The organism is Nitrospira sp. T9 (assembly GCF_052156535.1).
Lineage (GTDB): Bacteria > Nitrospirota > Nitrospiria > Nitrospirales > UBA8639 > Nitrospira_E.
Genome location: NZ_JBQKUP010000019.1, coordinates 56,547 through 83,009, shown reverse-complemented (window position 1 = coordinate 83,009; position 26,463 = coordinate 56,547). Strand labels below are relative to the sequence as shown.

The following is a 26,463-nucleotide window of genomic DNA, read 5'->3' as shown; positions in this document are numbered from 1 at the left end:
AGGGCCGTCGGGGTACGCGCGGCCTGCAGGGCAATCAGCTCCGGCACCGTCGTGGCTGTCGGATAGGCCCGGGCCGTGGCATTCCACTCCTCCACCACTACCGCCCGCTCCGCCGCCCCCATCATCGACAACGCCGATAACTGTGCCTGGGGTTGTTCAGCCATGGTCGTCAAGAGCGTATTGAAATGGCCGGCGATACGGGTGATCACATCACTACGGAACTTCCCCCGTTGGTACCAGAAGTTCACGGTCAGAGTCTTCCCAGGCAACACGTTCAACGTCAGGGGATAGTTCGTTTGTCCCTGCAACCGCGGCTGTTCGACGGCAAGACCGATCATGTCTTGTTCCAACGTTTCATCCATCGGATGGTTGTCGAAGACGATCAGGCTCTCGAACAATGATTGACCGCGCGGCACCTCGCTCCATCCTTGAACCTGCGCCAATGGACTGTGTTCATACTCCCGCAGAGCGCTGTTCCGTACGAGAATCTCCCGCAACCATTGATGGACAACAGCATCCGGAGACACGGACAGGCGAAGGGGCAGCGTATTGATGAACAGCCCGACCATTGATTCGATTCCGGGGATCTCAGCAGCGCGACCGGAAACTGTCGTGCCAAAGACGATGTCCCTTTCACCGCAGTATCGATTCAGCAATAGCGCCCATGCCCCCTGCACCAACGTATGCTCGGTGACCTGGCATCGTTTGGCACATGTACGAATTGCGTCAGTCGTTGACGATGAGATGGCCAGCGTGAAGGACCCATAATCTCCATCCGACTTCTCCACATTCCCTTCGCCTCCCAACAGAGTCGGCGAAGTAAATCCCTGAAGAGTGGTGCGCCAAAATTCTTCCGAGGCGGTTAAATCCTGCTGCTGAAGCCAGGCCACGTAATGCTGATAGGGAACGGGAAGATCCTGCGCCGGCTCCTGTCCGGATCGAAAGGTCTGGTACGCAGTCAGAACTTCTTTCAGGAGAATCGGCAAACACCAACCGTCCATGAGAATGTGATGGTGGGTCCAGACCACCTCATACGTCTCCGGCGCGACGCGGATCAGGGCCAGCCGCATCAACGGAGGCTGTTCGAAATCAAAATCGAGCTGCCGGTCCTCCTGGACAAAACATCGCAACCGCGTCTCCTGCTCGCCGGCGGAATATCCCTGCCAATCGAGCTCCTGCCAGGGAAGATTCGCCAACGGCATGACGATCTGTACCGGTGACGACACGTCCCGCCACATGAATCTGGTTCGAAGCACCGCGTGCCGGACCACGAGCCACTGCCAGGCCTTCCGGAATGCCTGTGCATCCAACTCTCCCCGCAACCGGCAGTGCATCTGTTCGATGTAGACACCGGATTGGGGTGCATACGCGCTATGAAACAACAGTCCCTGCTGTAACGCGCTGAGCGGATAGACATCTTCCAGATCCGGACAGACCCGCCGCGCTGTCCGGACGGCATTCTCATCGACAAACGTGGACGCATTCCAATTCAGGAGAGCCACTTCCGGCGTGGAAGACGATGAGGACGCATGAGCCGCCAGTTCCGAGACGGATTGATACTGGAAGAGCTGCCGTGGAGTCAGCAATAGACCCTTCTGTCGTGCGCGGGTCACGACCTGCAAGCTGAGAATGGAATCTCCGCCGAGCTCGAAAAAATTATCCTCTGCTCCGACTCGCTCAACTCCCAAAAGATCGGCCCAGATTTCACTCAGCGCCTCCTCTCCGGGCGTCCGGGGCGCCACATAATCACCCATGCGCTCCTGTTCGGGAATAGGTAATGCCTGACGATCCACTTTGCCGTTGGAGGTTCGAGGAAGTGCCTCAAGCAGGACGAAACATGACGGAATCATCGCCTCCGGCAACTGTGTCCGCAACGCCGTGCGCCAGGATTTTCTCTGATTGCCTCCTGCCCCGGAGGTCGCCACATAGGCCGTCAATCGTTTTTGACCCGGACAATCCTCACGCAAAACCACAACGACATCGCGAATATCCGTGAGTTCGCGAAGACGGGCCTCGATCTCTCCCAACTCGATACGCACACCACGCAATTTCACCTGGTGATCGAACCGGCCGAGAAATTCCAGGCTCCCATCGGTCCGTCGGCATACACGGTCACCCGTTCGATAGAGACGCGCGCCGTGCTCCGGGGCAAACGGATCCGGCACAAACGCCTCCGCGCTTCGCACCGGATCTTGCACATACCCTCGACCAACGGCACTGCCCCCGATACAGAGCTCACCGGGAACACCGATCGGAGCCGGTCCGAGCCACCGATCCACAACATAGAGTCGAACATTCCGAATTGGCCAGCCGATGGGCATACAAACCTGCTCCCGTGAAGGAGGCCCGGTGATCGGAGCCATAGCCACATCATCGGCACACTCGGCCGGCCCATAGGCATTCATTAGAGGGATGCGGGGGTATCGCTCAAACCAATCGCGACACAGTTGCGGTGGAAGCGCCTCGCCGGTCGGAAGGATCCAGCGAAGCTTGGACAACGAAAGCGCCGCTGAACAGGCTGCCGCGTCGAGCATGCCTTGCAAAAGCATTGGAACGGTTTCAGCAACCGTCACACCCGATTCAATCAGACACACCAACAGTGCTGCCGGATCCCGTGCGATGTCATCGAGAACAATCAGCGTACGGCCACCGGCCACCAGCGCCGCAAGAAATTGCCAGACCGAAATATCGAAACAGGCGGACGCCGTTTGCGCGACGACCGCGTCGGCATCCAGGCCCAGGACCGCGACTTTGCTCATGACGTGATTGACCAAGCCCCGTTGCGTCACCATCGCGCCTTTCGGCACCCCTGTAGACCCGGACGTATAGATGATGTATGCGAGTTGGTCCGGCGAGCACGGGCGAAGGGGATTAGTTTCGGACACCTTCCGGGCACAAATGTCTTCTATCGTCAGCACAGGAATTTCGCCTGATTGTGAGAGCTTTAACGAGGCGTCCAGTAAGCTTGGCCGAAACGCTTCTGCTACTAGGACGACCGCCGACCGGCTTAACTCGATGAGCCGGCTCCAGCGCTGGGCCGGATGGGTCGGGTCGAGGGGCAGATAGACACCACCGGCCTTGAAAACCCCCAGCATCATCGTCAGAAAAGGAATCCCACGTCGGTCAAGCACCGCGACAATCGATTCTATGCCCACGCCTGCCCGGATCAGAGCATGCGCCACCCGGTTAGCGGCTTCATTCAATTCCCCATAGGTAAGCGATTGCCCATCGCAGACGACGGCAATCGCCTCTGGAGTTTTCTCGACTTGCGCCTCGAACACCTCTGCATATCCCGCACCCACGGGTGAACAGCATTCTGAGTCGCGACTCTCCCCCCCTACTTGACGCCATTCCGATGCCGCCATGAACGGCAATTCGTGTACACGCCTATCAGGGTTCTCGACGATCCCTTGAAGCAGCTGCAGCAGGTGGTCCGTCATTCTGAGGATCGTGGATAGCTCAAAAAGGTCGGTATTATATTCGAAGGCCCCCTCCAACCCCTGTTCCGTTTCAGCCATATCGAGCGACAGGTCGAACTTGGCCGAAGCGACATCCACTTCTTGTATCTCAACGGAAAGGCCGGGAAGCCGGATGGCTTGAGACAGCGTGGTCTGGAGAACGAACATGACTTGAAACAACGGCGGGTGACTCAAGGCTCGCGCAGGCTTCAGCACATCTACCAGTTCTTCAAACGGAAGGTCTTGATGGGCTTGAGCGCCGATGACGACATCACGGACCCTTGCCAGTAAACGGGAAAACGGCGGATTTCCGGAAAGATCGGTGCGTAGAACCAGGGTGTTCGCAAAAAAACCGATTAAATTCTCAGTTTCAGGCCTGGTCCGGCACGCGACCGGCGTCCCGACGCAGACATCCTCAATACCCGTATACCGGAGCAACAACATCTGAAAGGCCGCCAGCAACGTCATGAATAACGTCACGCCTTCTCGACGGCTGAGGGCCACTAATTCCTTCGCGACCCCCTCCGGTACCATAAAGACATGCCGGCTTCCGGACGAGGCTTGGACTGCCGCTCGTGGGCGGTCGGTCGGGAGTTCCAATACCGGCAACTCACCGTTCAATTGTTGCTTCCAATAGGCCAACTGGCGTTCCAGCACCGCCCCCTGCATCCATTGCCGTTGCCATTCTCCAAAATCGGCATATTGAATCGGCAACGGCGGCAAGGAAGCGGTCATGCCCGCGATTCTGGCCGCATAGCACGCCGCAAATTCCCTCGCCAGGATTTGAGCCGACCACCCGTCGCATACAATATGGTGCAGCGTGACCACCAGAACCTGCTCCGCATTATGTCTTTCCAACAAACACAGGCGAATCAAAGGACCGCGCGCGAGATCGAACGGTTGCTGTGCCTCCGCGGCGACCGCGTGTTCGACCCTGTCATCGCTCTTGGGGATAGTGACCACTCTGAGATGGACTTCACGCTCCGCCGCAATGATCTGGACGGGATCCCCATCTGCGGACTCGAATGTCGATCGCAAAACTTCATGCCGTCTCACGATGTCGTTGAATGAGCACTCCACGGCGTGGCGGTCGAGCACGCCGTTCATCCGCACGGCAATCGCCGTGTTGTAGGAGGCACTCTCCGGCTCCAGTTGCGACAGGAACCACAATCGACGCTGCGCAAAGCTCATCGGGAACACATAGTGCTCCGTCTCCATGCCCTCGCATGACAGGGACTCGCTTCGAGCTGCTTCTTCGTTCAACGGCATTCGGTCGACGCTCCTGACGGCTCAGCCATCGCGACCAGGATTTGCCGTGTTCCCTTGTAGGGGGTACGTCCATGAGCCGCCAGCATATTGTCCAACATCAGCACATCCCCTTTCTGCCAGGAGAACTGTACCGCGAGGCAACGATAGACATCGCGAATTTCATCCAACACATCAGTCTCGATGGAAGTCCCGTCTCCATAACAGGCATGCCGCGGAAGATCGTATTCGCTCACGGCGCACAAGAGCGCCTCGCGCACGTCCGGCTCTAAATTCGACACGTGAAACAAATGCGCCTGATTGAACCAGACCTGTTCCTGTGTCACGGGATGTGCCGCCACCGCTTGGGCAATCTGCCGCGTCCGAAGTTCACCGTCCGGTTTCCACTCGAACATGATCCCACTCTTCCGGCAGAATTTCTCAACGATGGCACGATCCTCGGTGTTGAATACCTTTTGCCAGGGTAGATCGAGCCCATTGCCGTAGTTACGTACATACATGACCCGTTTCCGTATAAATCGTTCCCGGATACGCGACGGAATCCGTGTCAACACCTCCCGACTGTCGGCAATGGGCGTATACCCACCCTCCTCGGACGGCTGGCCGCAATAAAACCAGATCTTCATCGGCCATTCCGTGGTATAGGCCTGTTCGTTGTGCAAGGGAATATGTTGATCGGAAGGATATTCCGTCGACGTATAGACCTGCTGATACACCTGTGAGCGCGGCGTGGATCCGAATTCATAGGAGATAATCGATGGGGTAAAGGCCTTCACAAACGCTTCGAAGTCGGACGGCGACTCTACCGGCAATCCTCGAAACAAGACGCCGCCATGAATCGACAAGTACTCGTCGGCGCCGCGCCGCGCCGCGGCTGACAGGACGCTCAGATCCCGAACCTCCTGTGCCGTCATCAGCAACGGGAGACGAATTCCGGGGACGAGCGGCTCTGTTGAAAATAACGATTCCGTACCGTCATCACTGCAGATCTGAGGGGACATGGTACAAATTGTTTGACGATCATTATTCATCACGACACCTCCGGATCATTGTAGACTCCTTCTCACTCCACTGAACCGGTCCGAATTGGACCGCCAGCACCAAACGTCAAATCTGTCGGTCCCGCATACTCCACATTACTGTTCATACCCCTTCAATGTCGTTGAAACGGATTCTACGACGGCGGGTTGGGCGGTCCGTAGGAAGAAATGACCCCCTAGAAATAGCCGCAACTGAAACCATGCGGACGTCTGTGCGCTCCAGGGCTCCAGTTTCTCTTTTCCTACATCAACGTCCTCCATGCCGCCAAGGACCGAAATCGCACAACGTAACGGTGCTTCAGTGGTATACACATAGGTATCGCGCAGGGAGAAATCTGCGCGAAGCGCCGGAAGAACAAGTTGCATCATCTCCGGATGTTCAAGCACTTCCCGTGGAGTTCCATTGAACCGCCGCATACGATCGAGAAATTCGCCCTCCGGCAGATCGAACAGTGAATCGTTATCGTAGATCTGAGGGGCTGGACATCCCGAGACAAAGAGATGCACGGGTTCGATGGCAAAGCGCCGCCGCATCTCGCGTGCGAGTTCAAACGCAATCAGTCCCCCAATGCTGTGCCCGAATAGCGCAAGGGGTCTGTCGAGAGTCGGTTCGATAGCCTCCGCGAGTTCGGCCACCACACGCCTGAGGTCTCCGATGGGCGCTTCCTTCATACGCGCCTCCCGGCCTGGCAACTGGACAGCACAGAGTGCAATGTCCGCCGAAAGATATTGCGGCCAACCGCGAAACACCGAACGCCCTCCACCAGCATACGGGAAACATAACAACCGGATCCCCGACGTCTGTCGGCAGGTGACAATCCATGGGTGTGATCGGGCAGTGGTCAGCATGAAGAACCCGATTGTTCCGCTTGTTCGGCCATCCACTTTCGCAGACTCAACGGCCGCATATCCGTCCATACCTCTTTGATATAGTCCAAACATTCTTCCTTGAGACCGGTTTTCCCCACGTCCGTCCATCCCAGAGGATTGTCCCGATAGGACGGCCAGATGGAATATTGCTCCTCATGATTCATCACCACTTTGTAGACTGTCGTATCTTCCTCTTCGTCACTTCCCATGATTTCTCCTTATGTGGTTAGGGTGAAGTCTCTGGCGCAGCGTGCATTGCTGCGTCCGTTACGTCTGGCCCGGCAAGGGGCTCAGAGTGAGTCGCTGCATGGCCGGACCTGCTAACAGCGGCGAGGGAATGCCTCTGCTCCAAAAGGGATGCTGATCCCGGTAGTGAGGGGAAAACGGATTACCCGATTGTCCGCCCGGCATATGAAAAATCCCGTCTTCATGATGAGCCGGTGACACCACCATGCGCTGGCTTGCCGTGAGACTTCCGCTGATCACTCGCACGCACTGGCCGCAACCGGGCATTTCTTCATCCGGCATATTCAATAAATATCCCAACCCCGGAACTGCATTTCCCAACGGATGCACCATCTCAACCCGGTTCATGATTCCCCAGGTCAAGTCACTCAGCGTCACCACATGGTATGTGGCTTTTAGATCCTCAACGCTTTGCTCCAGCGCATGCAGAAGAAAGGCATGCCAATTCCCGAAATGCACCTGATCGGGCAGGAGTTGTGGCACTTGTGCGGTCAGAAGCGCGCGTAGCGGGGTATCCAGATCTCCGTCATAGACGAATCCTTCATCTTTCTCACGGCATACTTCTAAAAATGGAGTAAAGACCGAGCGCGCCAACGAATTCCTGAACGTCTTCAATAGCCCGAAGCCGCTGCTCTCGGCATCGGCTTTTCCATTCCAAACCTCAAGAACACGATGAACTTCAGACAGATGGGGATTCTGCTGAATCACAGGCCCGCTCAAGACCTGTAACGCGAGGTTCCGGTAAAATTCATAGATCTCCGTCGTCGTATCCAGTTGAACGGAGAACACATCCAACTCCCTGGCCGGGATCATGGTGTCCAAGCGCTTCGTAATTCGATACGCTCGATACCCGCCGGCGAATGAATGGCCGATCATGTAGGGCTCATCGCCCACCACCATGCGCTGATTCGCGTTCACGAGAAACCCTGATGGGGGGTCCACAATCCGCGGCAACTGATCCGGTTCAATAAATCCCGACCATCCCGCCCGGCCATCGGCCCATGAAAGACTGACGGAACCATCGAATCCATGGCGAATGGGAATTCGCCCCGTATATGTCCACGCAATATGACCATCCTTATCCGCAAGCAGCACATTATTCGCGGGACCGGCCGCGCGATTCACAACCGAAATCGCCGCCGACAGAGAACGGGCCCGATCCAGGTGCAACAACCCCACATCCACTGCATCCGGATCAAGGGCGGTCCAACGAATGGCCACCAGTCGTCCAAGCAATGGTTCGGATGCCAGAGGACCCCAGAGCGTCTCCTTTACCTCGACCTGCCGGTCCTCTCCATCCTTGACCACAATGGTTTCTTCCCGGATCGTCAAGGAACGCCAGCCTTCCGGAGTCGCATACTCCTGCCGATTACGAGGATTAAGTTCCACCTGTACAAGATCAAGAAAATCTCCCTCTACATTGGTCAAGCCCCAGGCGACATACCCGTTCGATCCGGTGACCATCACAGGAATTCCCGGCACAACGATGCCGGCCATCTCGACGTCCTCGTACTGAATCTGGACGCGATACCAGATATTGGGAACCGATACGTCCAGATGCATATCGTTGGCGAGAATGGCTCGTCCATCCGGTGTTCGGGATCCACCGATCGCCCAGGCGTTCGATCCCACGACGGGTTTGTCAGAGTTGATAATCGACGCCCGTGACATTCGGCTCGGGTCAAAAGGGCGCCGAATCGTTGCCAGAGCCTGCACCGGAATAGGGGATATCGGGGCAGGTGATGTGACGCCGCGCAGCAGCTTATCGGTATAGGCATCGACGGCAGGAAGGAGAAAGGTCAAAACGTCGTCCGGAAGAGCGCTGCGCATGACCGTGCGCATGCGTTCATCATCTTCATATCCGTTCAATGTCTGAAACATTCCCAGTACGACCAGCACACTGTCTGCCGGCCGCCAGATCTCCGGCCGGTAACCGAGCATCACACATTCGACTGGAAGCCCCTCCATCTGGTCGAGGAATGCGTTGACTCCTTCCGCGTATGCTTCCAAAGCCGATCTCTGCTCCTTGGGAATACGGCTCATGACGGCGTCCGCCACTTGCGTAAATCCGACCGTTCGTTGCTTGATGTCCATATCCACGACCGACTCCCCGAACACCTCAGCCAGCCGTCCGGCACTACTCCGACGCAACAGATCCATTTGAAAGAGGCGATCTTGTGCGGTCACGAACCCGAGCACCCGTAGGGCATCTAATCGTGACTCAGCCGTAATCGTGGGAATTCCTAGTGTGTCAAACGTTACTGTCACCGGCGCCTCTATTTCCGGCATTTGCACCTCGCCGTCCCGAACGGGCAAGGAGGCGCGCAGCACCAGCACACCCCATCCACCCCCGATCGTGACTAGGACGACAATGGCCATGGTGGCCATGCGAAAAGTTGTCATTCCCTTCAACCTTGCTCCGCCGTCGAGACGGCCTCGGAGAAAATCGTCGAGATCGTATCGATCTGTTCCGCTGTGACGATCAAGGGAGGAAGAAACCGCACCACACTATTATTCCGCCCGCCCAGTTCCAGGATCAGTCCTCGCCGCAAGGCTTCCTGCTGGATTTTGGTCGCCATAGCCGGCGCGGCCGCGAATGCACCCGACGTATCCGGAGTTTTGTCGGTGTGGACGATTTCCACTCCGACCATCAAGCCTCGCCCCCGCACATCACCAAGACTCCGTGAGTCCGCCTGTATCCGTTGCAAGCTGCTCATCAGCCGTTCTCCCATCCTGGCGGCATGCAACGCCACCTGCTCGCGACAGATGAAATCGATTGTGGCCTCCCCTGTCGCCATAGCCATTTGATTGCCCCTGAATGTGCCGGCGTGTGCTCCTGCCGTCCATCGATCCAACTCAGGGCGATAGACCACCACACTCAACGGCAATCCGCCGCCGATCGCTTTAGATAAGACAACGACATCCGGCACAATCCCCGCCTGTTCGAAGGCGAACAGCGTCCCCGTTCGACCCAAGCCGGTTTGCACCTCATCGATGATCAATGGAATGCCGCGCTCACGAGTAATACGGCGTATTTCCTGAAGCCAGCCCAGCGACGCCGGAATGACGCCTCCTTCCCCCTGGACCACCTCCAGGATCATCCCGGCCGGCTCCACAATGCCGCTGTTGGGATCGTCCAGAAGCCGCTCGATATAGGCACTGGAGAGACGATGCCCCTCTTCACCTCCCACGCCGAACGGACAACGATACGCATAGGGATAGGGGAGGAAATGAACATCGGCCATGAGCCCACTGATGGCCCTTTTAGGGCCCAGATCACCCGTCAACCCCAGTGTGCCATGCGTCATCCCGTGATAGGCGCCTTGAAAGGCCAGAATCGTACGTCGCTCACTCGCGACTTTCACCAGCTTGATTGCCGCCTCGACCGCATCCGCTCCCGATGGCCCGCAAAATTGAATTTTTGCGCCCTCTGCAAATTCCTTCGGCAAACACTCAAAGACTTTCTCCACAAAGCGGTCTTTGACCGGCGTCGTTAAATCCAGCGTCTGAAACGGAAGTTCGTCCCGCAGCATCCGGTTGATCGCCTCGACGACGACAGGATGATTGTGTCCAAGAGCCAAGGCTCCGGCACAGGCTAGACAATCGATATAGGTCCGTCCCTCGTTATCCTGAACATAGATCCCTTTGGCTTTCGTAAGGGCCAGCGGCAGGCGGCGCGGATAACTGCGTGCATTCGATTCTCTCAGCGCCTGCCGCTCCAAATAGGGATTGGCGCCCAGATGTTCCATCCGGGCAGTGTTACCGGTCGTAATGGATTCCCACATTTCATCGACATGAACCGTCATGCTTGTTCCTCCTTGAAAAAAGAACCCGCCCGTAGTGGTCCCGCAGCTCTCCCGGACCCCGTGGATTGAGACAATGCAAAATCCTGTTCGCTACCAATCATGGATTGTCCGACAACATCCACGATCATTCCATAATCCATTCGAATGCACCGATCGGCGAGCGAAAAATATTGATCGTCATGCGTAATCACGACAACCGTCTTGCTCCGTGCCTTCAGATCCGGAAGCAGTTCCGTATAAAACACTTTTCGAAACAGCGGATCCTGATCGGCTGCCCATTCATCGAACACGTAAAACGGCCGGTCTTCAACATAGGCTGTCAACAGCGCAAGTCGTTTCCGTTGTCCTTGAGAAAGCGCCTGGGTCGAGAACGCACCCTGCTCGATCTGTACTTTGGACCGGAGTTGCAATCGCTCCAAATACATGAGAGCCTCCGCATCCAGATGGTCCTTCTCGAGCCCCAGCAAGGAATCAAATACACAGAAATCCGAGAATACCGTTGAAAACAATTGTCGATAGGCTTCACGATTGGCGTCCTCGATCGGGACACCGTTGAGGCGGACCGTTCCGGACTCAGGTGTGTAGAGACCCAACAGTAACATGGCCAGCGTGGTCTTCCCGCTTCCGTTTCCGCCGATGAGAAACGTCACCTCACCGGGAGCAAAACGTAAATTGATCGGGCCCACGGTAAAACTGGAATCCTCTCCCTCCCGACAATACCGATGCGTGACCTCCGTTAACTCCAAACACCGCCAGCCTGTGGTATCTAGTTCCATCGCTGCACCGGAACCGCCCTCACCGGCAAGGGCCGTGTCAGAGTCGGCCAGCGACAGACCCAGCGCCTCAATTTTCTTCAGTGCGATATTCGCCCGGCCGACACCCGGCAGCAATTCTATAATCTGCGCAAAGGGACCCATCATGTACAACAGCACCAGCGTCGCGCCGACCATTGTCTCAAGAGGCAGATGTCGCCACGACGGCCACAGGAAGAGGATGACTCCGATGACGGCATAAAAGAGAAACATCCCCCAACTGGACGCGATGGAATACACCGTCATGCCCCCGACGAAGTCCCGCTGATACTCCCTTATGGTCCGTTGAAGCCACGTCCCGAGAAATGCCTCACGCCGCGGGCGATGTAATTTGAGTTCTTTGATTCCGGCCATGATGGAACGGAAATGTCCGAACAGAGCATCGTTGATCTCCCGGGCGTGTTTGAAATATCGCAATGCACGCTGTTCCTGCAGATTGAACGTGATGCTCCCGAGTCCCATAAATGCCAGAACGAGAATCAGCAGAGGCCAGGATAGCCATCCAAGATATGCGAGACAGCCCATCGTCGTCGCAAAGTTGACGCAGATCAGCGGCAACTGCACATACGCCTGCGCAATCACATCGGTGTCGTCACTCAGGGCCGCCAACAATCGATGTGAACCCAGTTCCTCAAACTGACGGAGTGGAGCTTGCAGAATGCGTCGACTCAGCTGCATCCGTAACTCTGAAATGGTGCTTTGGCCCAACCTGGTCAGCAGAATTTCCGACAGGGCTTTGGTTACCGCAACCAGTAACGCGAGGGCCAGAAAACTCCAGCCAAGCATGGACGACGATTCGGTCCCGTTCATCCCCTTATGGATAACCGCAATAATTGCGGCTCCTGCCAAACCACTCACCACACCGGCCAGAATGGAACCCAGCAGCAATCGCCAGGAACTCCGTATTAAAAATTTGATCAAGTTCATCGCAATTTCTTCCTTCGCGGCTGCCACACCACAATCGATCTCATACCGAAGCCCCGCGCAATCGTCGGGATTGACGAGGAATGGGAACAATTCTCGGCTCTTGCTGTGCCCCGGTGACTCGCGCCCCGCGGATCTGCGTGGCCAATCCCGGCACCGTCGGCGCATCAAAAAATTCACGGAGTGACAGCCTGGCATCGTAAAGCTCCTGAACCCGGTTCAACAGTTGAAGCGCACTCAAGGAATCGCCACCCAGCCGAAAAAAATCATCCTCCAGACCCACACGTTCGATGCCCAGAATCTGTTTCCACAATTTCGCCACCTCTTGTTCCAAGGATTCCACTACGTCTCCGATGGCAGACGGAGCCGCTCCCTGCATCATCTGTGATGGCGTTAATGACATCAGGGAAACGGAGGCGACCACCGTCGGCAGATCACGAATGGACACGGCGATCTGCGGGAGGTTCGGACCCCGAAGAATTCGATTCACAACATCCTGACCTTCCTGCGGAGTCATGCCATCCAATTCCGCTTCAGGAACCTGCAGGGTCTTGAGCCAAGCTTCCGCTTCAACCGCCATGCCCACCTGTCGCCATCGATCGAAATTCACAGAGATGAGGCGTGTTCCCTCTTTCGTTCCGGCATGCGCCATAGCATCCAGAAAGACGTTGGCCGCACAATAGGCAGCTTGTCCCACGCCTCCGACCACAGCCGTCAGGGAAGAGCAGAACACCACAAAATCCAGGAGCCTATCGCGAAACGCCTCTTGGAGCACCAAGGCTCCGAACACCTTCGGACGAAATTCATCCCATACGGTTTCCGGGGTTTTCAGCTCCAGAAGTCCACCGCCGGCGATTCCCGCTGCATGAAACACCCCATGCATCCGGCCGAATTGTCGCCGGGCTTCATCAATCACTCCCTGCATTTGCGCTGGATCGGCGACATCGGCCTGAAGAGTCAGAATGCGCCCGCCCGATCGAATCAATCCGGCCACACGCTCACGCTGCTCAGGAGTCGGAACGGTCCGGCTCGTCAGAATAACCCGCCCACGCACGGTACGAATGAGGTACTCCGCAAGGCAAAGTCCCACCCCTCCCAAACCACCCGTAATGAGATACACCCCTTCCTCACGCAGCAGAGAAGGTCCTGTGTCCTTTTCTGTAAGGATGAGTGGCTCAAACGTTTGGGTCCAACGATGCATACCCCGATACGCCACAACCGGTTCGGCATCGAGGTTGGAAACTTCGTCGATCAGGCGCCCGCAGAGTACATCCCGAAACGGCTTGGCCGCAGAGGCTCTTTCCAGGTCGATCACGCGGCACGTCACGCCCGGATACTCCTGTGGAATAACACGACAGGCCCCCAGCAACGTAGCCTGTTCAGGACGTAATGTTTCCTCGCCGGTGACATCATGTAACCCGTTTGAAAGCACGAGGATCGAGAGTCGAGCACGGCGCCGGGGTGCGAATATCTGTGCAAGAAGGAGCAGATGGAGGAATCCCTTTTCTTGCGCCATCTGCATGCGCACGACAGCGGTTGCCTCGTTCGGTTCATCACCGATTGTCCAGGCATGTAAAAGACAGGCTGGAAGGTGATCCCGGCTGGTCAACTCTCGAACCAGTGACTCATGATCATCCCGGGAGTCGGGTCTTACCCGGTAGGTCCCATTGGCACACCGTTCAAATCCCTTGCCGGCCAACACGGTGATCACCGATCGGCCCTGTCGTTCAAGCTCTCCGATAAATTCTGCCCCCGTCGACTGTTCATCCAGAAAAACCAACCACTGTTCGTCGGAACGTCGTTCACCCTTCGTCACGAGTGCTGACCGTTTCCAGGACGGTTGATAAAACCATTTCGAGAGATCAGTCTGTCTTTCACCGGACGCACCAACCTGGACCGGTTCAATCCGACCAGGCTCCACCCAATAACGCTGCCGCTCAAATGGATAGGTCGGCAACACAACCCGTCGTCGCCGGTTCCTGCAGTGCAGGCCACTCCAACCCACTCGAACCCCGGCCCCCCAAAGAGAACCGAGAGTCGCCAGGATGGCGGGCATTTCATCCTGTCCGGCGTGCGCCTGGTCGAGCCCATCTAGTGACGCCAGCACACTCAACCTGACCGGAACGGGATGTCTCCTGGCCAGATTTTGTAACGTGCGGCCGGGGCCGATCTCCAATAACACCGTCGCCGGCTGTTCCAGCAATGTTTGAACCCCCTCGGAGAAGCGAACCGTCGAGCGCAAATGACGCGACCAGTAAGCCGGATCTATTGCTTCCTCAGGTCGAATCCAGGTACCGCTTACATTCGACACCCAGGGAACTTGCGGGGCTTGTAGTTCGATTCCAGCAAGAAAGGATTCGAAGCGCTTGAGAATCGGATCCATCATGGATGAATGAAATGCATGAGAGGTCTTCAAGCGTCGACCTTGTATACCTTGATCCGCCAAGGCACGGTCCAATGCCGCGATCCGATCATCGGAGCCGGAGACTACGCACTGCCCGGGAGCATTGACGGCCGCGAGATCCAGCTTTTCATTCAGAAATGGGGTCACCTCCATCACGGAGAGCGAAACGGCCAACATGCTTCCGGACGGAAGCCCCTGCATCAGTTTTCCTCGCATCGCGACGATCGCCAACGCGTCTTCAATTGAAAACGCTCCCGATAGGCAGGCCGCGACATATTCCCCGATGCTATGCCCGATCATGGCGTGTGGGTGAATCCCCCATGTCTTCCACAGTTGGGCAAGCGCATACTCGAAGATAAACAATGCGGGCTGAGTCAGGCTGGTGTGATGAATCAAATCCGTTTCAGCGGCAGAGCCCGGAAACAGCACCGTCCGAATGTCCCGATCGAGATGCTGATTCACAATCGACGCGCACCGATCGATATGCTCACGGAACAGAGGCTGTTGCTGATAGAGAGAATGCCCCATATCCGGATACTGTGATCCCTGTCCGGAAAACATGAAGGCAATCCGAGGCTCTCCTTCCACAGGGCGGATTGCTCCTCCCCCAAACATCGAGTCAGAGAGCAGCCGGGCGGCTTCCTCGGTATTCATGGCTGTCAGCCAGCGCCGATAGGGAAAGGCCTTCCGACCTGATTGTAGGGTATGGGCAATGTCGGCAAGACAGAGGTGCGGATGTTGATAGAGATGCGTCGCAAGCCGATTCGTCATTTCGTTCAAAGCCGCTTCCGACCGGGCAGACAACAGAAGCAACTGGCAGCAGCTTTCATCGTCCACTGCGGACGCCCTCTGAGATGACGGAGCCTCTTCCAGGACCACATGCGCATTTGTGCCTCCGAGGCCGAACGAACTAACGCCGGCACGGCGGGGCGACTCGCCTCGCACCCACTCAGTCAGTGTCCTGTTCACATAAAACGGAGTGGCGGAAAACTCGATCGCCGGATTGGGGCGGACATAATGCAAACTTGCGGGAATCTGCCGATGGGAGAGAGCCAGCACCGTCTTGATCAATCCGGCAATGCCGGCGGCGGCATCTAAATGGCCGATATTCGTTTTGATTGATCCGAGTGCACAGAATCCGGTACGAGCCGTCGAGGCTCGAAAGGCCTGGGTCAGGGCGGCCACTTCGATCGGGTCTCCCATCGGGGTGCCTGTTCCGTGAGCCTCGACATAGGAAATTGAGTCAGGCGTCACACCGGATGCCAGGTGCGCCGCTCCAATAACTTTGGCCTGACCTTCAATTCTAGGGGCTGTGTAACCGACCTTGGCCGCCCCGTCGTTATTGATCGCCGAACCCTTGATCACCGCCAAAATGTGATCGCCATCCTCTTCGGCCTCCTGCAATCGCTTGAGCAACACAAGGCCCACGCCACTCCCACCGACAGTGCCTTGGGCATCAGCATCGAAAGTCCGGCAATGACCATCAGGAGAGACGATGCCGCCCTCCTGATAGAGATAGCCCACTTTCTGCGGCACACTGATAGAGACACCGCCTGCCAGGGCCATGTCACATTCACCGCTCAGCAAGGCTTGACAGGCCAGATGGACAGCGACGAGGGACGTCGAACATGCCGTTTGCACGGCTATACTGGGCCCTTCCAGGTTCAATTTGTAGGACACACGCGTCGAGAGTGAATCCTTTTCCACGCCGAGCATCGCCGACATATCAGCGGCGGACTGTAGGAGTATTCGGCGTGGGAATAAATTGAAAAGATATCCGCTGGTGCTCGATCCCGCGAAAACCCCGATCGATCCCCGGTATTGCTCCGGGTCATAACCGGCGCGTTCGAGGGTTTCCCACGCACATTCAAGGAACAGTCGCTGCTGAGGATCCATGACTTCGGCTTCTTTCGGTGTCATATTGAAAAATTGGGCATCGAAAAGATCGACCTCATCTAGAACTGCGCGAGCCCGGACATAATTCGTCCGATCAAACACCTTTGCCTCCACTCCCGACTCCAGCAACTCTTCCCGGCTCAGCGTGGAGACTGACTCGACCCCACCTTGAAGATTGCGCCAAAACATCTCAAGATTATTCGCACCTGGAAATCGACCGGCCATCCCGACGATGGCTACCTCCAAGCCCTCACCGGCTTGATACTCACTGGATGGCTCAGGGGCGTTCATCATTCACCCCTCGCTGTTGCTTGTCTCTGTCGTCGTTGCTGCTTCATCCGCCGCACTCCTGCTTCCCGCTTATCCATAACCTGTTGCGTTGTAGTTTCTTCGATAATCGGCGCCCCATCCATCGACACAAACGCGGCCAATGCCTGAACTGTCGGAAAACGAAAAAGATCGACCATCGCCACCTCTCGCCGGGTTAAGGCTCGTACCTGAGTGAGGACCTTCGGCAACAGAAGAGAGTGCCCGCCCAGATCGAAAAAATTCTCGTGCAGTCCGACGACGTGAAGACCCAGCGCATCTTTCCAAATCGTCGCAATGGCTCGCTCGCAGTCGTTTCGAGGCGCGCCCTGCGGCAAAGACATCGTATCCGTCGCGGAGCGAGCCATGTCCTGTAAGGCCTTGCGGTCTACCTTTCCACGGGATGTCAGTGGGAAGGAGTCGAGAATCATCCAGGTCCCCGGCACCATATAATCCGGCAGGCGTTCCGCCAAAAATCCACGGAGACTTTGAACAATCGGTGCGTCATGGACACGAGGCACGACATACCCCACCAGTCGAGATTCACCCATCCGTTCATGACTCCTGCCTCCTAATCGGAAGCGAAGGAGTTTTCGCTGCGGTTCGGTCAGACGATTGATCCGTTGCAACACTTCCTCCATGTCACTTCACCGCCTTGACGACAGCCATGGAGTCTGCCCACCAATAATGACAATCCTCCGGCGGAACAAGCGACCGCACGATGCTGAGGGTGAATGAACTGAAATGCTGGAAGAGAAATCGCTGATGCCGTCGGCTAAAGGAATCGATCTCGTTCGTGTAATAGGTAAATACGCCCCCAGGCCTCAATAACTTCGCGGCCGAAGGAATGAAGGCTTCGGCAAAGTTAATGCTGTTGATCACCGACTCCTCAAACTCCGCTTCACTCGCCGGATAGGTATCAAAAAATACGGCATCAAATTCAGACAGTGTTTCAACCACTTCCTGCCATTGTCCCTGCACGAGACGAATATCCCGATCCGGGTATCGACCGGTCCAGTCCAAAAAAACGTTCATCACATCACGGTTGCACTCGATGATGGTATGCGAACGTGGCCGGCCGGCCTGAATGTATGTTGCTGAAATGCCCATTCCGAATCCAACCTCCAGCACATCGCCACGGGATTCTGTGGCAATGTCGGCCATCGCCTTCATCAAAGGCGTTTCCCAATCCTGCATAACCTGCTGTCCTTCGATGATCAGCTCAGAAGGCGTATATTCGGCCCGACTCCCCGTCCAGTTCTGTTCGATCCTGATCCGGTCGGACCCGGAAACAAAACGCCTGGAAATCTCGTCGAGAGCGACGAGATCGTCCGAAAACTCATCAAGCGCCCGGCGCAGCAGCCAGTTGCGTTGGTTTTCACGGGGCGGCGTTAAGAACTCTCCGTTGTTGATTTTCAGATACACATCAAACTCCGGCTTTCGATGGATCACAGTCTTCCTCCGTTCCTCAGCATCCGATTCCACGTCATACACCCACTGCGCTTCCACTGCGGTCAAACACTCCACTTCCTGTAACATCCGGTCTTGCTCGATCTCATTGAGGCCACCGATGAGGACCGGCCAGCCTGGAGCCCAACCTGATTCCACAAATACCCTGGCCTCTTTGACCTGCGGACATTGGCGCGCATGGAACTCAATGTCAGCAAGCTCGATCCGGAATCCACGAATTTTTACCTGTTCATCCCGTCGGCCCAGGAACTCCACCTGCCCGTCCGGCCCACGACGGACACGATCACCGGTTCGGTACACCCGTTCCCCTGCCTGACGGCTGAAGGGATGCGGAATGAACTTTTCAGCGGTGAGGGCCGGCAGCTGGTGATATCCACGCGCGAGCCCAAGACCTCCGATGTACAGATCGCCCGGCACACCGAGCGAAACGGGCTGCATATTTGCGCCAAGAACATACATCTCGACGTTGGCGATTGGTCGCCCGATCGGCACGGTAGCCATATTGGCCCAATCCACCTCAGGCCCCGGCACATAACTGCTGGCGGTAATCGTGGCTTCGGTCGGCCCATACGAATTGCACCACGCAATGTGCCCTCCCGCCACGCGTTGCCAACGGACCAGAGAGTCGGGCAAGGCCTTTTCACTCCCCACGATGACAAGCCTGATCAACGGTGGAACCGACAAGCTGATTCGTTCCATCTCTTCAGTCCACCCCACCCAGTAGGGTGTCGGAAGGTTCAGGACGGTGAGGCCCTGCTCGCAAAGAAATGCGTGGAAATCTGTATACGCCGGAACCGGCTCATTGGGGCGCAACACTACCGTTGCCCCGGCAATCCAGGTCGGGAAACATTCTTCGGCAGCCACATCAAAACTGACGGATGCGAACTGGAGGACACGATCAGTCGAAGCCAGTCCGTATTGCCTCACCATTGCTGTTGCGTGATTCACCAGCGCTCGATGGGAAATTCCTGTTCCCTTGGGCCGACCAGTGGTCCCGGAGGTATAGAGAATGTAGGCCAAATTGTCCGGGCTGGTGAGAGTCGGCAGATTGGTGTCCGGAAGGCAAGACACCACTGCCCAATCGGTATCGAGGGCAAAGACCGATGCCGCTTGGCCCGATAGCCCTCCGGAAAATTTCCCTTGCGTTAAGAGCAGCCGGGGCTCCACATCTTTGAGAATGATAGACTGCCGCTCTTTGGGATAGGCCGGATCTATGGGGACATAGGCGGCACCGGCCTTGAGTGTGCCCAGGAGACCGATCACCATTTCAAGAGACCGATCCACGCATAGTGCCACGGGAATCTCCGGACCGACTCCTTGTGTCCGTAAATACCGGGCAAGTTGATTCGCCCTGCTGTTAATAGAGGCATAGGTATACGAACACCCCTCACACAGCAGCGCCACGGCGTCAGGTCTGTCACCGGCCCGAGCTTCAATCAATTGATGCAAACACGATTCGTCGGGATAGAGCGCCTGCGTCCGGTTGCAGTCCACAAGAACATATGCCCGCTCGTTCGCCGTCATCATCGGAACATCACCCACACGGGACTCCGGACACGCGACAATCTCACTCACCAAGACGTGAAGATGTTCAGCCATGCGAACGATGGTGTGGCGCGCAAACAGGTCCGTACTGTATTCGAATACGGCTTCCAGACTCCCATCGGCCTTTTCTGCCATCTCCAATGTCAGATCGAACACGGATGTTTGGGTATTGACGTTCATTCTGTACGCCTCCAGACCTCCCAAGGCACGGACATCCGAGGGACGATCTGCCAGGACGAACATCACCTGAAAGAGCGGCGTATGGCTTAAGTCTCTCGCCACCTTTAACTCATCAACCAATCGCTCGAATGGAATCTCCTGGTTCGCCTGGGCGCCAAGTACCGTCCCTCGAATCTGATCGAGGAACTCAGAAAATGGTGGATTGCGGGAAAGGTCGGCGCGCAAGGCTACCGTATTGACAAAGCAGCCGATCAGCGATTCGCACTCAATCCGGTTACGGTTGGCAACCGGCGTCCCGACACAGAGATCCGATTGACCGCTATACCGGGACAACAAAATCGTAAAGGTCGCCAGCAACGTCATGAACAACGTGGTCCGATAGCGGTAGCCAACGGCCTGCAACTGCCGGACGACTGACGCGTCCAACATCCATTCGTACCGCGCCCCCCGATACCCCTGCACTTCCGGGCGGGGGAAATCGAACGGCAGATTCAATATGTGAGGAGCATGATCCAGACGTTGCCGCCAGTAGGTCACCTGTCGCTGAAATTCGGTTTCCCGCTCGCCTTCCCTCTGTTGAAGGGCCACATCAAGATACTGGATCGGAAGAGCCGGCAATGGGGAAACTCGCCCATGCATAAAGGCATGGTACAAGGCTGACAGTTCTCTGCTGAAAATTCCCATCGACCAGCCGTCCGCAATGATGTGGTGAATGGTCAACGACAACACATGATCCGCATCGCTGATGCGGAACAATCGAAGGCGAAGAAGTGGCTCCTTCATCAAATCGAACGGTCGACGAGCTTCCTCTCCGAGCAACCCTTGAAGCTGCTCTTCATGCTTCAACTCAGCAACCCGCTGCAGGTCCTCTATCGGCAATGGAAGGTCGAGACGAGGAGCAATGATCTGAGCTGGCTGGCCATTCTGCAGAACGAAGGTGGCACGGAGAATCTCATGACGACAAATAATTTCGTCGAGCGATCGACGAAGGACCTCGATATCGAGCACACCTTTCAGCCGCAGGGCAATGGGTATATTGTTAAACGGAGTTCCTGATGATAATTGTTCAAGAAACCAGAACCGTTCCTGGGTAAACGACAGAGGCGACGCTCCCTCTCGGGACACGGGTCGAATGGGTAACTCCGCAATTGATCCGACAGAGGGCTTGAGGGTTTCGATGTGAGCCGCGAATTCGGCCGCAGTCGGATATTCGAAGAGCGCATCCAACGGCACATCGACTCGCCAAGCTTCCTGCAAACGAGCCAACATCTGCATTCCGCGCAATGAATCCCCGCCCATGGCAAAAAAATTATCCTGCAAACGGATCGTCGGCTGTTGCAACACCTGCGACCAAATCTCGACGACCATCGTCTCAAGATCATTCCCTTGCACAATGTCTTCCTGCTCTCCCGTTTCGTTTCCGATTTCAAGAAGAGATGTCGGCAGAGCAGACTGCCCGATCACATTGAATGCCTGGTTAAGAAATTTCATGCGACACAGGCTTCGCTGAACTTTTCCACTGGACGTTTTAGGAAGCGTCCCAGCCTTGATGAGGACCACCGCAGCAACTTGCACTTCATGCTGTTCGGCGATGGCCTGACGAATCGCGGCTATCACTCTCTCGGCATTGAATGAGGAACGACGGGACTCCACTTCATGGACCACCACCAGGGACTCTTCTTCTTGCAGTGTAATAGAAAACGCCGCCCCGCCTTCAGGCCGAAGACTCATATGACTTTGTTGTGCCGTCAGTTCAATATCGTGTGGATAATAATTCCTGCCACGGATAATGATGAGATCTTTCAATCGCCCGGTGATGAATAGTTCACCGTCCTGCACAAATCCAAGGTCGCCGGTTCGAAGGAACGGCCCTTCGCTGGTATCCGAGGTATACCCTTTAAACGTCCGGGACGTTTCTTCCGGTCGATTCCAATAGCCCCCGGCGATGCTTGGACCCTTCACCCACACTTCTCCGACACAACCTACCAGACAGATACGTAACGCCTCGGGGTCTACGATGCGAATCTCCTGCTCCAATCGTGAATACCCGCACGCAACCAATTGTTGCATCCCGGCATCAGATTCCGTCGCATCGAGGATGCGATGCTCCTGTAATGCGTTTCGTTTAAACGTTCGAGGCACAGGAGGAGCCGCACTGTCACCGCCGGAAACAAACAAGGTCGCCTCTGCCAACCCGTAACAGGGGTATAACGCCTCACGACGAAATCCGGACCCACTGAAGGCGTCGGTGAATCGATCTAGCGTGGGGGCGTGGATCGGTTCAGCCCCATTAAACGCAACAGTCCAGCAACTGAGATCCAAGGACGCGCGTTGCTCCGGCGTCGTTTGACGCACACACAGGTCATAGGCGAAATTTGGCCCCCCGCTGGTCGTCGCGCGATATCGCGAAATCGCCGACAGCCACCGGAATGGTTTCTGCAGGAAGTGAACAGGAGACATGAGCACGCACGACACACCCAGGTACAGAGGTTGCAACACGTTTCCGATCAATCCCATATCGTGGTAGAGCGGAAGCCATCCCAGTACGACCGTCTGCCGTGTATGTCCGAATGCCTGCATGATCACCCGCTCGTTGTCCAACAGATTGCCGTGGCTGACCATGACGCCTTTCGGACGGCCTGTCGACCCTGACGTGTATTGAAGAAATGCAAGTGTCCGGCTGTTGATCTCAGGCATACACCAACCGGTTTCGCTGTCCGAGGTGAGCGCATCAGTGCTCAACCATTTCAGCCTCTGCAAATTATTCAAACCGGATTCCTGGCTGCAGAAACGCTGGACACTTGCGTAAATCTGGGTCGTTGTCAGCGCCAATTTTGGTTGGGCATCTTCTAGAATGGCTTGCAGACGGGGCAACGTACGCTTACGTTGTGGAGGATAGGCCGGTACCGCAATAACACCTGCATATAAGCAGCCAAAAAATGCGGTGATAAAATCCAGTCCAGGTGGATACAGTAAAAGCGCCCGCTCGCCGATGACCCCTAACGATTGCAACCGGTAAGCAATGGCGCGTGCCCGTCGGTCAAGCTCCTCATAAGTCACGTGGACGGCATCCGTTTCACCATCCAACAAAAAAGTGTAGGCCTGTTGCTGCGGAGCCTGATGCGCCCACAGACGCAAAATATCGACAATAGTCTCGTGTTCAACGCTCATGTATGAGAATTCACTTTCCTTCTGATCAAAGACCAGGTCCGCTCCAATGCTGCACGGCCGATATAGCTAAGACGGATACAAAGCGCTTATCCGTACTTCCGCCATTTCGTCCCGATTAATAAATTAAGAACTCACTTTCTTTCTAATCAAAGATCAGGTCCGCTCCAATGCTACATGGCCGATAAAGCTAAGACGGATACAAAACGCTTATCCGTACTTCTGCCATTTCGTCTCGATTAATAAATGGTAAAGTGGGGAACCAATGCGAGTGCGCTTGAAACAACGGTATGCTTACTCCATGTCCTGGTAAACCTTGAACCAAAAATTCCCCCGCAAACATCCTGCTAATTGAAACCCCGTTCCACTGGAAGCCTTGATCGCGCCGCATCATGTTAGAAAAGTATTTGAGAGAACATTCTGAACCCGTTCATTCGCCCCCATTACCAAAAAAAACCCATGGTCGCCGTCCGGCGAGCATGGGCTCTTTTCTTGCACTGCTTGGGCCTCTTGCCTTATGTGACTGAACAATTAATATCGATACTGATAGTAATTATTAATATCAATAAAACTTTTAACCCCTTTATGTCAAGTACTAGGTTACAGTTGCAAGTACCATGAAAATTTTTCGATCGCTAAACACTCAATGAGTCTGTACCGCAAAGAGAAACCCTCGGCCCACGCCCCATTAGCTCAAGCCCTGAAAAAACTAACCCATATCCTCTGTACGATCTCACCAACCAGAACATCGTTAGGTGTTTCTCGTTTCTATAGGTCCGAAAGGAAACGCTCGGAATCTTTATGGGCCGATACCATTAGGTTGAATTGGGATACGGATAGAACGAATTATACCCAGCCAAAAGGGTCCGAGCCCGCATCACTTCCAAAAATTTATTTGGTCGTGGTCTGCCTGGTTTTAGAGATACGGGTTCGGCATCGGTGATGAACGCTGTGATAGGACAGCCCGCATAGTAAATTCCCGCTGGAACTTAAGTTGGCTGACCTGACTATAGATCGACGTCTGTCTCTGTTTCATTGCAAAGGCAAAGTATCGGGGCTAAGCTCACGACCAACCTGCTCAACGAAGAAAAGGCATCTGGATTTCAGAAGGTGTTTCAGTTTTACCCAGACGGCCAATCACTCTAAACCAAATGGGGATGAAAGTTTCTGAAGCGCACCGTCTAGAAGATTCGGGGCCTTACGATGATGTAAAGAGCCCTTCGTCTACCAAATGTTGGCGGAGATACCGGAAGTTACCCCGCTGAGACTTTTCGCTAGATATCGTCATCAAAACCTGATCCCAATCTTGCATTTCACCAACAAGAACGCGTCATCCAGACGCCTAAACGCTGACCAAATCACCAGCCCATCGACTCCCTTCCGTCGGCCTATGGGAGATTTAAAACCCCTACTTGCCGGAGCTCGAGTCGGCCTTTCGCCAATGCGATGACCTCCAATGAACTGAATGAAGGGTATGTCCGATATTTCTTCACCATTGAACCTTGCCGCAATTCCTTATTTCCCGATCGCATCGTTTTTCCGTTTCGATTCATGTAAGCCGAATTCCATTTAAAGCCGGATTGGAGCGTTTGAGTAAGACGGAGGTCAGGTTTTTTCCGAGCAATTCGTCTACCTCTTTGATAGACGAGAAGTCTCGTACTCGTGTGCTCTCTTTTCTTTAACCATTTATTGTGATCGTGCTCGTCGAAATGAATCGTCAGTCCAAATTTATACTGGGAAGGAAATAATGCATTACCTCTTTATCCTTCTCCACCGATGGGTGGGATTGGTCATCGCCGGGTTTTTAGTTCTATCCGGGCTGACAGGATCGGTGATTTCCTGGGATCATGAACTGGACGACCTGTTGAACCCTCACTTGACCCACGTGGACAGCCGCGGGGCGTATTTATCCTCACTTTATCTGGCCCAAGCGATCGAAACCCGTGACCCGCGGGCGAGAGTGACCTTTGTACCGCTTGCCCCGGAAACAGGCGAGGCGCTTGCTTTCGGTATCGGCCCTCACGTAAATCCTGCCACAGGCAAATTGTATGAACTCGGTTATAACCAGGTGTTTATTGATCCCGTCACGGGAGATGAGCTGGGTCGGCGGGAATGGGGTGCAGTCTGGCCGGTCACTCAGGAAAACTTCGTCTCTTTCCTCTACAAGCTGCACTTTTCACTTCACATGCCGGAGATATGGGGCATTGACCATTGGGGTGAATGGCTATTGGGAGGCATCGCTCTACTCTGGACAGTGGACTGCTTTGTCGGCTTCTATCTGACACTGCCGCGGCGCGCATCAACTTCAGGATCCTTTGCCGTATCTGATCGACCCCTGGTTCAAAGCTGGCGAAATCGGTGGGCACCGGCTTGGAAGATCAAGGTCTCGGGAACGGTCAAGCGCATCAATTTTGATATCCACCGCGCTTTTGGGCTCTGGGCATGGGGCCTTCTTTTCATGCTCGCGTTCACAGCTTTCTCGCTTAACCTTTATCGGGAGGTCTTCTATCCGGTCATGTCCGTCATGACCGAGGTCACCCCAAGTCCCTTCGACTTGCGAACAGAAACCGACTTACACAAGCCTATTTCACCCAAAATTGGCTTTGCCCCAATCATTGATCACGCGGTTGAGATTGCGTCGGAACGGAACTGGCCTGAGCCGGTAGGAGAGGTGTTCTATGCGGAACATTTCGGTGTCTATGGGGTCGGTTTCTATCATCCTGGCGACGATCACGGTGCTGCGGGTGTTGGCCCCCCCGTGCTCTATTTCGATGCCGGCGACGGGCGGTATCTGGGGGACCGGCAACCGTGGAAAGGTACGGCAGCGGACATCTTCGTGCAAGCCCAGTTCCCTCTGCATTCCGGGCGCATCCTGGGTCTGCCCGGTCGTATTTTAATATCGGTCATGGGCCTAGGGACAGCAATTCTTTCCATAACCGGCATAATCATCTGGTGGCGGAAACTGACAGGACAAAACCAGATGTCACACAACCAATCTAAAGAGCATACACCTATTCCAGCAGCAAAATAAAATTTTCCCAATAACCTGAAGGGGAACCCGGATTAGATTTC

Annotated in this window: 11 protein-coding genes; 1 reads left to right on the top strand and 10 read right to left on the bottom strand. The window is 55.5% G+C overall.

Features of this window, described 5'->3' with window-relative positions; all coding sequences use genetic code 11:
* The 10 genes from ACTRXD_RS01675 to ACTRXD_RS01630 form a co-directional block, all read right to left on the bottom strand.
* Positions 1–4,727: amino acid adenylation domain-containing protein (locus ACTRXD_RS01675; protein ID WP_442430142.1), on the bottom strand; the 4,727-nt coding region annotated here is incomplete at its 3' end.
* Positions 4,718–5,725, bottom strand: coding sequence for a TauD/TfdA family dioxygenase (locus tag ACTRXD_RS01670; RefSeq protein ID WP_442430145.1), 1,008 nt, complete (start codon positions 5,723–5,725; stop codon positions 4,718–4,720). The genes ACTRXD_RS01675 and ACTRXD_RS01670, both read right to left, overlap by 10 nt.
* 135 nt (positions 5,726–5,860) lie before the next feature.
* Entirely contained in the window at positions 5,861–6,613 is a 753-nt protein-coding gene (locus ACTRXD_RS01665; RefSeq protein WP_442430141.1) for a thioesterase II family protein, read from the bottom strand.
* Positions 6,607–6,843 (bottom strand): MbtH family protein, encoded by a 237-nt coding sequence (locus ACTRXD_RS01660; RefSeq protein ID WP_442430140.1) that lies wholly within the window; start codon positions 6,841–6,843, stop codon positions 6,607–6,609. Before ACTRXD_RS01660 ends, ACTRXD_RS01665 begins: the two co-directional genes overlap by 7 nt.
* 58 nt (positions 6,844–6,901) lie before the next feature.
* Positions 6,902–9,283: a penicillin acylase family protein gene (locus ACTRXD_RS01655; RefSeq protein WP_442430139.1), complete on the bottom strand. Its 2,382-nt coding sequence runs from the start codon at positions 9,281–9,283 to the stop codon at positions 6,902–6,904.
* A gap of 5 nt (positions 9,284–9,288) precedes the next feature.
* On the bottom strand, positions 9,289–10,665 hold the full coding sequence (locus ACTRXD_RS01650; RefSeq protein ID WP_442430144.1) for a diaminobutyrate--2-oxoglutarate transaminase: 1,377 nt from the start codon (positions 10,663–10,665) through the stop codon (positions 9,289–9,291).
* Positions 10,666–10,682: 17 nt separating this feature from the next.
* Positions 10,683–12,425, bottom strand: a complete 1,743-nt coding sequence (locus ACTRXD_RS01645) for a cyclic peptide export ABC transporter (RefSeq protein ID WP_442430138.1) — start codon at positions 12,423–12,425, stop codon at positions 10,683–10,685.
* 40 nt (positions 12,426–12,465) lie between these two features.
* Entirely contained in the window at positions 12,466–17,016 is a 4,551-nt protein-coding gene (locus tag ACTRXD_RS01640; RefSeq protein ID WP_442430137.1) for a type I polyketide synthase, read from the bottom strand.
* Complete coding sequence (locus ACTRXD_RS01635; RefSeq protein WP_442430136.1) at positions 17,013–17,669, bottom strand: phosphopantetheine-binding protein; 657 nt, start codon at positions 17,667–17,669, stop codon at positions 17,013–17,015. Before ACTRXD_RS01635 ends, ACTRXD_RS01640 begins: the two co-directional genes overlap by 4 nt.
* 1 nt (position 17,670) lies before the next feature.
* Positions 17,671–23,394, bottom strand: a complete 5,724-nt coding sequence (locus ACTRXD_RS01630; protein ID WP_442430135.1) for an amino acid adenylation domain-containing protein — start codon at positions 23,392–23,394, stop codon at positions 17,671–17,673.
* A 1,744-nt stretch (positions 23,395–25,138) separates the two neighbouring features.
* On the opposite strand from ACTRXD_RS01630, the gene ACTRXD_RS01625 reads away from it, so the two are divergent.
* Positions 25,139–26,422, top strand: a complete 1,284-nt coding sequence (locus ACTRXD_RS01625; RefSeq protein ID WP_442430134.1) for a PepSY-associated TM helix domain-containing protein — start codon at positions 25,139–25,141, stop codon at positions 26,420–26,422.
* The last annotated feature ends 41 nt before the right edge of the window (positions 26,423–26,463 follow it).

Excerpts from the sequence above, each read along its gene's own strand:
- ACTRXD_RS01665 (WP_442430141.1), bottom strand. The coding sequence starts at position 6,613 with ATGCTGACCACTGCCCGATCACACCCATGGATTGTCACCTGCCGACAG.
- ACTRXD_RS01645 (WP_442430138.1), bottom strand. The coding sequence starts at position 12,425 with ATGAACTTGATCAAATTTTTAATACGGAGTTCCTGGCGATTGCTGCTG.
- ACTRXD_RS01635 (WP_442430136.1), bottom strand. The coding sequence starts at position 17,669 with ATGGAGGAAGTGTTGCAACGGATCAATCGTCTGACCGAACCGCAGCGA.
- ACTRXD_RS01670 (WP_442430145.1), bottom strand. The coding sequence starts at position 5,725 with ATGTCCCCTCAGATCTGCAGTGATGACGGTACGGAATCGTTATTTTCA.
- ACTRXD_RS01650 (WP_442430144.1), bottom strand. The coding sequence starts at position 10,665 with ATGTGGGAATCCATTACGACCGGTAACACTGCCCGGATGGAACATCTG.
- ACTRXD_RS01655 (WP_442430139.1), bottom strand. The coding sequence starts at position 9,283 with ATGACAACTTTTCGCATGGCCACCATGGCCATTGTCGTCCTAGTCACG.
- ACTRXD_RS01660 (WP_442430140.1), bottom strand. The coding sequence starts at position 6,843 with ATGGGAAGTGACGAAGAGGAAGATACGACAGTCTACAAAGTGGTGATG.
- ACTRXD_RS01640 (WP_442430137.1), bottom strand. The coding sequence starts at position 17,016 with ATGATGAACGCCCCTGAGCCATCCAGTGAGTATCAAGCCGGTGAGGGC.
- ACTRXD_RS01630 (WP_442430135.1), bottom strand. The coding sequence starts at position 23,394 with ATGAGCGTTGAACACGAGACTATTGTCGATATTTTGCGTCTGTGGGCG.
- ACTRXD_RS01625 (WP_442430134.1), top strand. The coding sequence starts at position 25,139 with ATGCATTACCTCTTTATCCTTCTCCACCGATGGGTGGGATTGGTCATC.